Source organism: Mycobacterium sp. 23 (genome assembly GCF_048287075.1).
In the GTDB taxonomy this organism is placed as follows: domain Bacteria; phylum Actinomycetota; class Actinomycetes; order Mycobacteriales; family Mycobacteriaceae; genus Mycobacterium; species Mycobacterium gordonae_B.
The window spans coordinates 6,245,348-6,259,591 of record NZ_JBLVUX010000005.1; the positions used below are offsets into that span (position 1 = coordinate 6,245,348).

The following is a 14,244-nucleotide window of genomic DNA, read 5'->3' on the forward strand; positions in this document are numbered from 1 at the left end:
CGGTGACCGTCCAGGTCGTCACGGACAGTTCGTCGCGCCTACCGGCCGCGGTGCGGGACCGATGGGGGATTCGTGAAGTGCCCCTGCACATCTTGCTCGACGGCGCGGACCTGCGCGACGGTGTGGACGACGTTCCCGACGACATCCACAAGCGTCAGGCCACCACCGCCGCCGCCACCCCGGCCGAGCTGTGCGCCGCCTATCGCCAGGCCTGGACCGAGAGCGGCGGCGACGGGGTTGTCGCCGTGCACATTTCGTCCGGCCTGTCCGGGACCCACCGCGCCGCCGAACTGGCCGCCGAGGAGTTCGGGTGCTCGGTGCGGGTGGTCGACTCCCGGTCGACGGCAATGGGTGCCGGCTTCATCGCGTTGGCCGCCGCTCAGGCCGCCGCGCAGGGAGCCGATCTGGACGCCGTCGCCGGGGCCGCGGCGGCCGCGGTGCGCCGCACCCACGCCTACATGGTGGTGCACCGGCTGGACAACCTGCGCCGCAGCGGCCGGATCGGCGGCGCCAAGGCATGGTTGGGCACCGCGCTGGCGCTGAAGCCGCTGCTGCACATCGATGACGGGAAACTAGTTCTGGCGCAACGTATCCGCACATCCAAGGGCGCCATCGCGGCAATGGTCGACCAGGTGTGCGACATCGTGGGCGACCGTCAGGCAGCACTGGCGGTGCACCACGTCGCCAATCCTGACGGCGCGCGGGAGGTTGCCACGGCGTTGGCCGATCGGCTACCCCAGTGCGAACCCGCGATAGTGACGCCGCTGGGCCCGGTGCTCGCGCTGCACGTCGGGGACAGGGCACTGGCCGTCTGCCTGCAACTGGCCGAGTGACCCAGCGGGCTCAGATCTGCTGGACGATGACCGTCCTGCCTATTCCGTCGGCGGTGTTCTCGAAATAGACCGGCAACAGTGAGAACGGGTACGAGCCCGTGTTGAACACGTAATAGCCGGGACCATACATGGGGCCCGTCGCCGACGTGACAACAAATGGGGTGTTGTCAGCTGTGACCGTCTGCGTGTAGAGCGGCACGCCATTGATGGTGGAGACGCTGATCACCGTTCCCGCCGGCAGGTGGTTACCGATGTTGAGGCCCGGCACCAGCGACTGCGGGACGGCTCCGAGCGCACCCCCGGTATCGATGAATGCGCCGACGGTCTGCGGTAGTTCGTTGTTGATCTGAACTTGCACAACGGTTCTCGGGGATCCGCCCATTCCGACGTAAGGCGGCAGCGGATTGGGGCCGAACTGCATCGTGCCGCGCGGCAGGTTGACCAGCACTCCATCGTCCAAGTTGCCGGGTAGAGCATCGATCACCGAAGCGGGGAACGGATAATCGTTGTTCTGGCCCACGCCGAGATAGGCGGGCAGGGTCGACAGATCCACCACCCTTCCGCTCAATGTGGCCGACGTCGCTACGCCGATGGTGGTTGGTTCCGTAACGATGCCGTTTCCGAAGTTCAGAGTGGTCTGATACGTCTGATAGTTGACCAACAGCGAGCCGCCGTAACTGACGCTGCCCGATCCGGTCGGGGCGCCGAGAGTGGCCAGGTCGACGTAATGCGGCGGCACCACCAGACCAGAGGCGCCGGAGTCGACGATCACGGGCGACGTCGGTCCCCCACCCACCGTGATGTTCAGCATCGGGCTGCCGTACTGACCGGGATAGATCAGCGTTTGATTAGGACCCAGGGCCGTGCTGATTCCGGCGGTGCCGGGCTGCCCCAGCAGTCCGCCGCGACCGCCCGCGCCACCCACGCCACCGGGACCACTGGCCCCGCCCGTGCCGCCGATGCCGATCAGGCCCGCCGAGCCGCCGGCGCCGCCGGGCATCCCGCCGTAGAGATTGCGGCCCCCGGTGCCGCCATTGCCCACCAATAAGCCGCCGGCGCCGCCGGCGCCCCCGGCCGCCCCGTACCGGATGCTGACGCCGCCGGTGCCGCCGTTGCCGAACAACCAACCGCCGGCCCCGCCGGGTGTTCCCACGCCCTGAGCGGTGGTGTACCCGTTGGCACCGTCACCGAACAGGGGGCGCCCGGTTGCCTGCAGGACCGGGTCGTTGATGAGGTGGGAGACGTTGGAGGCCAGATAGTTCGCGAGTGCCGCCTCGGCGGCGGCGTACTCGCGTGCCGTCTCCAGCAGCCTGACCTGGAATTGCGCATAGGACGCCGAAAACTGTTCGGCCGCTTGCTGATACTGCTGGCCGTGCTCGGCAAAGAAGGCCGCGACCGCTTCGGAGATTTCGTCGGCGCTGGCCGCCGCCAAACTCGCGGTGGGAATCGCCGCCGAAAGATTCACTGACTGCAGGGCAGACCCCACGGTCTGCAGCTTCGCCGTTGCGGATATCAACTGTTCCGGAGACACCAACACGAAAGACATGGCAGCCCCCAATCGTTACGCGTCGTCTCCGGCAGCAGTGCTCGAACTGTAACTCCGGAGTATGCGCTCCGCCGTTGACCTGGTGTAGTTGGCCGGGTCAGACACCGCCTGGGCCGCCGGTCCCGCCTTTGCCGCCGGTGCCGCCGGTGCTGCCGACAGCGGGACCGCCCGTGACGCCGTCGCCACCAGCGGTGCCTTTGCCGCCGGTACTGCCGGTACCGCCAGTGCCGCCGGAGCCGCCGGTACCGCCGTTGGCGCCGGCGCCGTCAGTGCCGCCGACCCCGCTGGTGCCGCCGTCGCCGCCCTTGCCGGCGGTGCCGCCGTCACCGCCCTTCGCGCCGGTGAAGCCCGAGCCGGTCAGGCCGGTGCCGCCGGTGCCGCCGGTGCCGCCGTTTCCGGCTGACCCGCCGTTGCCGGCGGTGCCACCGACAAATGTCGAGCCGTTGAAGGTTCCGGCGTCACCACCCCTGCCGCCGTTGCCGCCGCCTCCGCCGGCGCCGCCCGCGTTGGGAGCAGCCGTGCCTTTGCTCGAACTGCCGGTGCCGCCACTGCCGCCGGTTCCGCCGCTGCCGCCGGCACCGCCGATATTCGTCGTGACGGCTCCTGTACTCGCGCCACCGGCCCCGCCGTCGCCGCCGCGCCCGCCGAGACCGCCCTTGGCGGGAACCGACGTCGTGTTGTTGCCGCCGTTACCGCCCTGGCCGCCGCCGCCACCGCTGCCGCCCGCCGCGGTGAGGTCGCCGATCCCGCCTTCGCCACCGCTACCGCCGCTGCCGCCGGCGCCGCCCGGCGCAGCGGGACTGCCGTTGCCGCCCTTTCCTCCGGAGCCGCCGTTGCCGCCGGTACCGCCGACGGCGCTCAGAGCGCCACCCTTGCCGGCGATGCCTGCGGCGCCGCCGTTGCCGCCGTCGCCGCCCCTGCCGACGTCGTCGCCGAGAGGCCCACCGTTGCCGCCGGTGCCGCCGTTGCCCCCGTGGCCGCCGCTGCCGCTGGCACCGTTGGTTCCACCCGGGCCGGAGTTGCCGCCGTTGCCGCCCTTGCCGCCGGCACCGCCGCTGCCGCCCGCGTCAGCAGCGAAAGACGCGCCGGCGTTGATGCCCTGAGCGCCGTTGCCGCCGTTGCCGCCCTTGCCGCCGCCGCCGCCATTGCCGGCCGTGGCGCCGTTACTGGTAGCGCCGGCACTGCCGCCGTTGCCACCGACTCCGCCGGCACCGCCGGCCGGGGCGCTCACGCCACCCGGGCCGTTGTCGGTTCCGGCGTTTCCGCCATTGCCGGCGTTGCCGCCTGCGCCGCCGCTGCCGCTGACGCCGCCGGTGCCGGCGGCGTTTCCGCCGTCGCCGCCCTTGCCGCCGTTACCGCCGATGTCGCCCGCTTTGCCAGTCACCCCGGTGAGGCCGTTGCCGCCGTTGCCGCCGCTGCCGCCGTTGCCGCCGCGCCCAGCGCCGCCCAGGGTGTTGCCGGTGCCGACGCTGCCGGCGTTGCCGCCGGTGCCACCGGCACCGCCGTCCTGACCTGCGCCGGCGCCCGCGACACCGCTTCCGCCGGCGCCGCCGTTGCCGCCAGCGCCGCCGCTGCCGGCTTTGCCTCCGATGCTCCCGACACCGGCGGCGTTGCCTCCGTTGCCACCTGCGCCACCGTTTCCGCCGGCGTCTCCTACGGTGCCGGCCGCGCCGCTGTTGCCGTTGCTGCCCTTACCGCCAGTGCCGCCGGTGCCGCCCACCGCGCCGCTGCCGGCGGTCGCACCGCTACCGGCTTTGCCCGCGTCACCGCCATTGCCACCGGCCCCACCCGAAGGTGCCGTCACGCCGCCCTTCCCGGCGTCGGCGCCGCCGTTGCCGCCGGCGCCACCGTTGCCACCGCTGCCTGCGCTGCCACCGGTTGTGCCGCCGTTGCCCCCGTTGCCGCCGTTGCCGGCCTTGCCGCCGGCGCCGCCGAAGGCGCCGCTGCCTTCGCTGATTCCGCTGACGCCACCGGTGCCGCCGCTGCCGCCGAGTCCGCCCTTGCCGCCGGTGGTGCCGCCGACGCCGCCGTTGCCGCCGTTGCCGCCGAGTCCGCCGACGCCGCCGTTACCACCGGCCAGGCCCGAGTTGAGGGCCGCGTCGCTGCCTGTGCCGCCGTTGCCGCCCCCGCCGCCCTTGCCGCCGGCGCCGCCCACGCTGCCCGTGCCGGTGGCGTTGCCTCCGGCCCCGCCGCTACCGCCGCTGCCGCCGCCGCTGCCATTGTTGCCACTGCCTGCGCTGCCATCGCCGCCGTCGCCGCCGGCCCCACCTACACCACCCTTGCCCGCCGCGGTGCCGCCGGTACCCGCGGCGCCGGCATTGCCGCCTTTACCGCCGGCTCCGCCGGATGGGGCTGTGCCGGCGCCGATGTCGGCGCCGCCGCCGCCGCCGCGGCCACCACTGCCGCCGTTGCCCGCGTTGCCGGCCTTGCCGCCGGTACCCGAGGCGTTACCCCCGGCACCGCCGATGCCACCGGTTCCGCCCGCGCCGCCGTGGTCGCCCGCGGCGCCGACGCCGCCGTGGCCGCCGGTGCCACCGGTGCCACCGGTACCGCCGGTGCCGCCCGCGGCACCACCACTCGCGGAGCCTGGACGGCCACCCGCGCCGCCTCGGCCGCCCGCGCCGCCGGCCGGGGCTGCCGCGCCGCCGGTCCCGGTGTCGGTGCCCCCGACTCCGCCGTCGCCGCCGCTGCCACCCGCGCCGCCGTTGCCTGCCTTCCCACCGGCGCCGGTGGCGTTTCCGCCGATGCCGCCGGCCCCACCCAGACCGCCGGCATCGCCTATCTTGCCGGCGGTGTCGGTTCCGCCTCTGCCGGTGGCACCGCTGCCGCCGTCGCCGCCGTTTCCGCCGATGCCGCCGCTGCCCTTGGTGGTCCCGGTACCTGCCGTGCCGGCGTTGCCGCCGTTGCCGCCGGCACCACCCGCCGGCGCGGTGGCCCCGCCACCGCCGATGTCGGCACCGCCCTTTCCGCCGTGGCCGCCGTTGCCTCCATCGCCGGCCTTGCCGCCGGTCCCGCCGGCACCGGTGGCGTTGCCGCCGTTGCCGCCGGTGCCGCCGTTGCCACCAACGGTTCCGGCTGCGCCGGCCGCGCCCTCGCTGCCGTTGCCGCCGTTGCCGCCGGCACCGCCGTTGCCGCCGACGCCGCCGCCGCCGGCGACGGCTCCGACGCCGCCGGTGCCGGTGTTGCCGCCGTTGCCGCCGCTGCCCCCGGTGCCGCCGTTGCTGCCCGCGGCCGAGTAACCGGTGCCGCCGTTGCCGCCCGCGCCGCCGTTGCCGGCCTTTCCGCCGATACTGCCGGTACCCGTCGCGTTGCCGCCATTTCCGCCGGCGCCCCCGGCGCCGCCGTGGTCACCGGTCGTGCCTACGCCACCAGCGTTGCCGTTCGCGCCTTTGCCGCCGGCTCCGCCGGCGCCGCCGACGCCGCCGCTGCCTGCACTGGCGCCAGTGCCGCCTTTGCCGGCGTCGCCGCCGCCGCCGCCTTTGCCGCCGGCCGGGGCAGTGGCTCCGCCCGCGCCGGTGTCGGCCCCGCCATCACCACCGGTCCCGCCGGCCCCACCGTTCCCGGCTTTGCCGCCCACGCTGCCGGTGCCGGCGGCGTTGCCGCCGTTACCTCCGGCCCCGCCACGGGCACCGTCGGTCCCGGCACTGCCGGCCGCGCCTGTAATGCCGTTGCCGCCGCTGCCACCGTTGCCCCCGCTGCCACCGGCGGCGCCGCCGCCCGCGATGGCGCCGCCGCCGGCCGCACCGGCATTGCCGCCGTTGCCACCCACGCCCCCGTCGCTGGCCGGGGCCCCGGCAGCGGTGAGACCGTTCCCTCCATTGCCACCGGCACCGCCGTTGCCGGCCTTGCCGCCGGTGCCGGCAGCGCCGCCGCTGCCGCCGTTACCGCCCGTCCCGCCGTCGCCGCCGGCGTCGCCGGAAGCGCCGACGACGGTACTGGCATTGCCGTCGGCACCCCTGCCCCCGGCGCCACCATCGCCGCCGACGCCGCCGCGGCCGGCGGTGGCACCGTTGCCGGTCTGGCCCGCATCGCCGCCGTTGCCGCCATTGCCGCCGGATGGCGCCGTCGCGCCGCCGGTGCCCGAGTCACTGCCGGCGCTACCCCCATTGCCGCCCGTGCCGCCATTTCCGGCATTGCCACCAGTGCCGCTGACGCCGCCGGACCCGCCGTCACCGCCAACTCCGCCGTTCCCGCCTCTGGTTCCGCCGACGCCGGCCGCGCCGTTGCTGCCGGTGCCGCCGGTTCCGCCGGTGCCACCGTTTCCGCCGGTGGCACCGCTGCCCAGGATGGCTCCGGTACCTGCGACACCGGCGTTGCCACCGTTGCCTCCGGCGCCGCCCTTGCCGCCGGGTATGCCGGAGTCGGCTTTGCCTCCACCGGAACCGCCGTTTCCGCCGGCGCCGCCGTTCCCGGCGTTGCCGCCGGTGCCGGTAAGACCGCCGCTGCCACCGTTGCCGCCGGCGCCGCCGGCGCCGCCATTGTCGCCGGAACTACCGGCGGTGGCGCCCGCGCGGCCCTCGGCGCCATCGCCACCGACTCCGCCGTTGCCGCCGACGCCGCCGCGACCCGCGATCAGACCCGCCCCGGCCTTGCCTGCGTCGCCGCCGTTGCCGCCGGTGCCCCCGGACGGGGCGGTGAAACCCCCACCGCCGCTGTTGTCCGAGCCGCCGTTTCCGCCGGCACCTCCGGCGCCGCCGTCTCCGGCGTTGCCGCCGACGCCGGTCGCGCCGCCATCGCCGGCGTTGCCGCCGGTACCCCCGTTGCCACCGGCGAACCCGGCCTTGCCGGACCCACCGTTGCCGCCGCTGCTCCCGTCCCCGCCATTGCCACCCTGCCCGCCGGTGCCGCCATGGCCCGTTGCGGCACCGGTGCCTGCGGCTCCCGCCCCGCCACCGTTTCCGCCCGCGCCGCCTGCGCTGCCGGCTCCGTTACTGGCGCCGGCCTTGCCGCCGTCACCGCCGGCACCGCCGTTCCCGGCGTTGCCGCCGATGCCGGTGGTACCCGCGCCACCGGCTCCGCCTGCGCCGCCGTCGCCGCCCTGACCACCGCCGCCGCCTTGCAGACCGGGGCCGGTGGGGGCGATGCCACCGTTTCCGCCGTGACCGCCGGCGCCGCCGACCCCACCGCTGCCCGCGGTGCCGCCCGCTCCGGAGCTGCCACCCGCACCGCCGGCGCCGCCGCGGCCGCCTGTGAACCCGGTCGCGCCCACAGCGCCGCCGGCGCCGTCGGCTCCGGCGCCGCCGCCCCCGCCGTTGCCGCCGCGACCGAAGCCACCGCCTCCGACGCCGGCGCCGCCGGCGCCGGCATCGCCGCCGTTTCCACCGGCCCCGCCATCGCCGCCGGCACCGGGGGTGCTGATGCCCGCTCCGCCCGCGCCGCCGACACCGCCGTCACCGCCGACCCCTGCGACGCCCAGGTTCCCTGCGATGCTTCCGGCGCCGCCGGCGCCACCGGCGCCGCCGGCTCCGCCTGCTCCGCCCGCAGCTCCGGCCAGGCCGGCACCGCCCGCCCCGCCGGCTCCGCCCGCACCGCCCGCGCCCCCGCTGGCCAGGCCCAGCATCTGACTGGCCCCGCCGGCCCCACCATTTCCGCCCGCACCGCCGGCTTGCCCGGCTGCGCCGGGCGCACCGGCCCCGCCCACCCCGCCGGTGCCCGCAAAGCCGGTCGTCGTTCCGCCGTTGCCGCCGCGCCCGCCGTCGCCACCACGCCCACCGGGGGCTACGGCATCGCCACCCGCACCACCGGTGCCGCCGTTGCCGTTAGCGCCGGCATTTCCACCTGCACCGCCCTGTTGGCCGGGCGCGCCCGATCCGCCGTTGCCGCCGTTGCCGGACAACCAGCCACCGTCCCCGCCGTTCTGACCAGTTCCCGGCGCGCCGTCGGCACCATTGCCCACCATCGGTCGGTCGGTGATCAGTTCGCTGGGGGCATTGACGAGCCCCATCAGGCCCGTCGCCAGCGGGCTGTCCAACAACGGTTGCAGCAGCCCGGCGTTGCCGAACTCGATGCGCTCATATGCCGCCGCGCCCCGCTGGAATGCCTGGACAAACTGGTCGTTCGCCGCAGCGGCCTGCGCGCTGGCCGCCTGGTATTCCTGGCCGAAGGTGCCGAACAATCGCGCGATGGCCGCGGAGACCTCGTCCGCGGCCGCCGCCGCGATGCCCGTCGTCGGCGACGCCGCGGCGGCGCTGGCGGCGCGGATCGACTCGCCGATGTCGAACAGGTTCGTTGACGCCGCGGCCAGGGCCGCCGGTGTTGCAATGACGTAAGACATCGGCACCTCTGAATCAGTCTTCGGTGGAAGCGGGGAAGTGTGCTGTGCGGCTGACCGGACGGGGGATCATCGACGCCTCGTCTAGAACAGCGTGAGCGGGCCGGCGAAGCTGATCGGAATCCGGTCGATCGTGATCGACGGCAGATCGAACGCCGGCAACGCGCCGGACAGCCCCTGCCCCAACGGAATTCGCGGGATGGTCAGACCCGGGAAGGTCAGCGACGGGATCGTGACCGACAGGGGCAGGCCGATGTCGATCGGGTCCACCGGGATCGAGAATCCGGGGATTCCCCCTGGTGGGGTCGAGACCGTGAACCAGGGGATTTCCCATGCAGGAGTCGTGCTGGTGCTGGATCCACCGAGATTGATCTGCGGGACGACGCCTCCACTGAAATAGATAGCGCCGGTAGTGGTCGCGAGGCCGGTCCTGATCTCATCGAAATGCAGGAACGCGTCCGCGGTCAGCCGGGGGATGCTGATGGGCTGCATCGAGACTGGGCCCGCGGTTGCGCTCGGGTCGAGTCCCAGGTGGATGGGCGGTGTGGAGAAGGACGGAATGGTGATCGGACCGATGCCGCCGCCGAGGTCGAAGCCCAGCGGGATCGACGGAATGTGGAACGAGGGGAGTACGGCGGGGCCGATGCCTCCGTTGGCGGTGACGTAGAGCAGTTTGTATGGCGGCAGCAGGTTGTCCGGGGTGGCCAGTTTGACGATGGCGTCCAAGCTGGCCTGGATGGCGGGGATGGTTCGGGCGGGAATGGTGAAGCCTTTGGGCCCGGCGGCGAGATCGAGGTCCACCAGGTTGTTCGCCGGGAAGGTCAGCCCGTTCGGGAAGATCGTGGCGCCGTCGACACCGCCCGGCAACCGGAACCCCAGCGGGATCTTGTCGATCATGACGGCCGGCGTGTTGAAGGCGTACGTTCCGCCGCTGAAGACTATCGAATACGGATCCTGGGTCGCGCTGCCGAGGACCAGGGGGTTGACGAAGAGCAGGTCGGTCAGCGGTGGCGAACCGATCGATATGTATGCGCCGGTAGGGGCGGGGATCGGGTCCCAGGGCGCATTGCCGCTGGTCCATATGACGAATGGCGACATCTTCGTCACCGCCGTCTTGAACGCGTCGAAATGGACGGTTGCCAACGGGTCGTTGAAGATCGCGGGAATCGTTTGGGATGGGATGCCGATCGGGCCCAGGCCGATGTCGCCGGTGATGTCGATCGGGATGTTCGGAAGCTCGATCGGCGGAATGGTGAATGCCCCATGACTCAGGCCGAAATTGAGGCCCAGGGGAATGGTGGGAATGGGGAGGTCCGGGATCTTTACCGGGCCCATGCCGCCGGAGAACTGGAAATCAACCAGGTTGAGTGACGGAGGAATACCGTCGATCGGATTGAGCAGGGTGGCGTCGAGGTGCAGGTGCAGCGGGATGGGGTCGATCGTGTAGCCATCCGGGAAGATCGTGAACGGCTGCAGGCCGCCGGTCAGCGTGTAAGTGACCGGAATCGGGTTCTGCGGGATGGACAGTCCGCCGGGGAACAGGGTGAAGGCGGGAATGCCCCCGTGGGTGTCGATGGTCAGCGGAATCGGGGAGGTCGCGATTCGCGGAATATTGATCGCTGGAAGGTTCAGCGTGACGGCCCCGGTCCGGGCATCGGTGGCGCCGGTCTGGACGAGGATGCCGGCGGTGGGTCCCAGGGTGTTCAATTGCTGGCTGATCGCGAATTGCCCGAACGACCACGGGGGAAGGTTGTCGGGCTTGTATTGAGCGTTGAAGCCGATCGCCGGAAGCTGCAGCGTCGACCCGGTGCTGGCGGGGATGTTGAGCGGAATCACGATCTGCTGCGCCGGCATGTTGAGGCCCTCGAAGAGGGTGATGGCGGGCAGCGCCACGCCTTGGTGGATTTCCAGCGGTATTGCGGGCACGTCGATCTGCGGCACGGTGAAGGAATTGATGTAAATGGTCTCGTTGATGTTGATCGGCAGCCCTGGAACGTGAATAGGGTCGATGTGGACGGGACCGAGGTTCTGGTTGATGTCGAGAAGGGTGATCCCCAGGTTGGGGTCGGCCACATTCTGGTAGTCGCCCGTGAAGAGTGCGCCGATGCTGTGGTCGCCGGAGATCAAGATCCCGTCGTTGAAGTCACCCGAATTGGCCAACCCGACGTTGCCGTCTCCGCTGTTGAACAGGCCGGAGTTGACATTGCCGGGGTTGAACGCGCCGAGGTTGGCGTTACCCGCGTTGAAGAAGCCAAAGTTGCGCTCGCCCGCATTGCCCAGTCCGCTGCTGAAGTTTCCGGAGTTGAAGAGGCCGGTGCTGCCTAAACCGGAGTTGCCGATACCTACGGTGTTGCTGCCCGAGTTGAAGAATCCGACGTTGTTGGTACCGGAGTTGAACAGGCCGATGTTGCCGGTCCCGGAGTTCCAACCGCCGAAACCGTTCTGGTTGTCGCCGACCAGCCCGATGCCGACGTTGCCGGAACCGGTATTGCCGAAACCGATGTTGCCCGACCCGGCGTTGCCGAACCCGAAGTTGCCCGACCCGGCGTTGCCGAGGCCCACGTTCTTGCCCACTAGGGCGCCTAAAGCACCGTTGCCCCAACCGATGTTGGCGTCGCCGATATTGCCGCCACCCAGGTTGTAGTTGCCGATGTTGCCGTTGCCGAGGTTGAGGCTGCCGAGGTTGCCGCTGCCGACGTTGTACAAACCGGCGTTGCCCAGTCCCGCGTTCATCAATTGCTGCTGGAGCCAGGTCGCACCGGAAGTCACCACGTCGCCCAGTTGCGGCCCGATGCTCCCCGGCAGGGCGAGGTTCGATCCGATCGGGATTGCGGGAATCAGTGTTTCCGGAATGGTGAACTGCGGTATTTCCGTCGCAAAGTTGAGCGGAATCGACTGTGTATAGCCGATGCCCGGGATGGTGGCGGCGGAGACGATGTCCAATGGAATATCGATTGGAATCGACCCGCCCAGCGAAAGCGGCGGAATGGCGATGGGGGACGTCATGAAATCGAGCGGCACCGTCATTGCATCGATACCCTGATTGACGACGAACGCGAAGACGTTTCCTTCGAGTTGTCCGCCTATCACCGGTATGCCCCGGAGAGTGAACGGTATGGAACCGATGTTGACGTTGATGCCGATCGGTTCGGTGGCAAGGGATCCGGAGGTGCCGAAAGGCGGAATGACTATGGGCTCGTGCGTGACGAACCCATAGTTCGTGATGCCGTTCAAGCCCAGGCCGATGGCAGGGGTGGGAATAGTGGGCAAGCCGAGGTTCAGGTTGATGTTGCCGGATCCGCCCGCGCGGACCGCCTGAATGAGCGGCGCCGCCGGGATATGGATGGGACCGATGCTCCCGGTGGTGGGCACCGGGGTCGGCGACAGCACCGTGGCGTTGATTTTGAACGGGAATTGATCGATGCGGAAGCCGTCCGGAAAAACGGTGAACGGATCAGAGCCGACGGAGAAATTGGTGAGGCTGACCGAGTTCTCCGGGAATGTGAGGCCACCCGGAAACAACGTCATGGGATTGATGCCGCCGCCCAGGCCCAGAGTGACGATGTTCTGTGCGGGAATGCTGATGTCGGGCAGTCCCAGTGGGGTGGTCGCCAGATCTAGCGTCTGCGGGCCGTAGAAAAGGGCGTCGACCGCGACATTGATGTTTCTCAGAACGAGTGAAGGCAGGCCGCTGCCCAGACTCATGCTGGCGATGTCGATGCGTGCGTTCGGGCCGCCGATCGGGCCGAGCTGGAGCTGCCCGGTGAGATTCAGCGGGTCGAGAAGGTTGACCGAGGAAATGGAGTTCTGGGCCAGGGCCACGGTGCCCGTCGCGTGCAGCGGTATCTGCGGAATGGCGATCTCGGGAACGGTGAAGCTGCCGATGCTGACGGTCGCGTTGGTGATCGCGGCGTGCGCCTGCGGTATGGCGATGGGTGCGACGTGGACGGGTCCCACGGTGCCGTTGGCCGTGATCGTGAGGGGAATCGACGGAAGTGGGAACAGGGGCACCACGCGATCGGCGCGGACGACGGTGTCCAATGACGCCGGGATTGCGTCGATGGTGATTCTCGGCGTGCTGAAGCCGTCGATCTGGCCGGCCGTGCTGATCGTCAGCGGAATGGCATGCTCGGGCAGGGAGAAGCCGGGGATGGTGAAGGCCCCGGTGCCGGCCTTGATGCCGACATCGAAGTGCAGCGGTGCATCGGGGACGCTCAAACCGCCCGGAAACAGGGTGAGCGCAGGGGTCGTGTAGTTCAGTTGCGCGGCAATGGGATTGACGCCGGGGTTGATGAATACGCCCTGACTCAGGAAGAGGGGCCCCGCCCACAGCCCGGACGTTTGAATGCCGCCCGGCACCAGGTTGAATCCGGGAATTGTGATGATCTGGCTGGGGAACTCGATGGCCGGCACCAGGGTGATAGGCGACACCGTCAGGGGGCCGATGTCGATGGGAATGCTGAAGTCCACCAACGGGATTGCCGGGACGTGGATCGGTGGAACGGTCAGCGGCCCCAGCAGGAAGGTCTGGTGGAAGTTCAGCGGGATGGTCGGAAGGATCTGAATCGGTTCGATGGTGATCGGGCCGACGGCTCCCGCGACGTTCAGTTCGAGGGGAAGGGTGATCGGGAAGATGTCGAAGCTGGGGCCGGTGGCGCCCAGGAATCCGGTGCGGAGATTGCCCGGATTCAGCAAGCTGAGCAGACCGAGGTCAACCGCAGCCGCTCCCGCGGCGCCGGAGGCGAGAGTCCGTGCGATACCCGCGCTGACGAATCCCGTGCCCGGCTGACCAAGAATCCCCGGAACGCCGCCCTGGGCGGGCCCCGTACTCGTGACCGGGGTACCGGTGCTGACTGTGCTGCCGAGGCCGCCGGCCATCCCCTGCGCGGCGTCGACCAGCGAGTCGGCGACGGTCGCCAGACCTCCGACCCCGCCGAGCAACTGGGCCGGTCGGGTGAAGGACTGCAACCCCGCCACCAGCGCCGAAGCATTCAGGTGGTAACCGGCCATGGCCGCCGCGTCCTGGGCCCACATCGATTCATAGGCGAACTCGGTGGCCGCGATGGCCGGGGCGTTCTGGCCGAAGATATTGGACAGGGCCAATGAGACGAACTGCGACCGGTTGGCGGCGATGACCCCCGGGTGCACGGCGGCGGCCACGACCGACTCGAAGGCGGCCGCGACCCCCCTGGCCTGCATGGCCGACGACTCGGCGGAAGCCGCCGCGGCGCTCAGCCAACCCGCATACGGTGCCGCCGCGGCCGCCATCGCCGCGGCTGAGGCGCCCTGCCACGAACCGGACACCAGCCCAGAGGTGACCGAGGCAAACGACGCCGCGGCGGTCCCCAACTCAGCGGACAAACCCTCCCAGGCTGACGCCGCGGCCAGCAAAGGTTCTGGACCCGCGCCGCCGAGCAGCAGCGCCGAGTTCACCTCCGGCGGAAGAGCGAAAAAGCTCACCTGTCCACCCCAAATCTGAATCGCAACTAAATCAGCAAGTCACCAAGTTTGGGGGCGAGCCTATATCGGAGGGGGGCATCGGTATTGGCGATTGAGAAAAAGCCGCCGGCGCGAAGTCGAAACCACCGATAAAC

4 protein-coding genes are annotated in these 14,244 nt (G+C 71.0%); 1 reads left to right on the forward strand and 3 read right to left on the reverse strand.

Annotated features, from left to right (window positions below; translation table 11 throughout):
- The first annotated feature begins 2 nt into the window (after positions 1–2).
- Entirely contained in the window at positions 3–833 is an 831-nt protein-coding gene (locus ACNQS7_RS29845; protein ID WP_418015377.1) for a DegV family protein, read from the forward strand.
- A 10-nt stretch (positions 834–843) separates the two neighbouring features.
- Here the strand turns inward: ACNQS7_RS29845 and ACNQS7_RS29850 are convergent, their stop codons facing one another.
- The 3 genes from ACNQS7_RS29850 to ACNQS7_RS29860 all read right to left on the reverse strand — a co-directional run bounded on the left by ACNQS7_RS29850 (position 844) and on the right by ACNQS7_RS29860 (position 14,110).
- Positions 844–2,379 carry a PecA family PE domain-processing aspartic protease gene (locus tag ACNQS7_RS29850; protein ID WP_418015378.1) on the reverse strand — a complete coding sequence of 512 codons (1,536 nt, stop codon included), beginning with the start codon at positions 2,377–2,379 and terminating at the stop codon, positions 844–846.
- A 97-nt stretch (positions 2,380–2,476) separates the two neighbouring features.
- Positions 2,477–8,653, reverse strand: a complete 6,177-nt coding sequence (locus tag ACNQS7_RS29855; protein ID WP_418015379.1) for a PE domain-containing protein — start codon at positions 8,651–8,653, stop codon at positions 2,477–2,479.
- Between the two features lie 81 nt (positions 8,654–8,734).
- Entirely contained in the window at positions 8,735–14,110 is a 5,376-nt protein-coding gene (locus ACNQS7_RS29860; protein WP_418015380.1) for a PPE domain-containing protein, read from the reverse strand.
- Positions 14,111–14,244 lie beyond the last annotated feature (134 nt).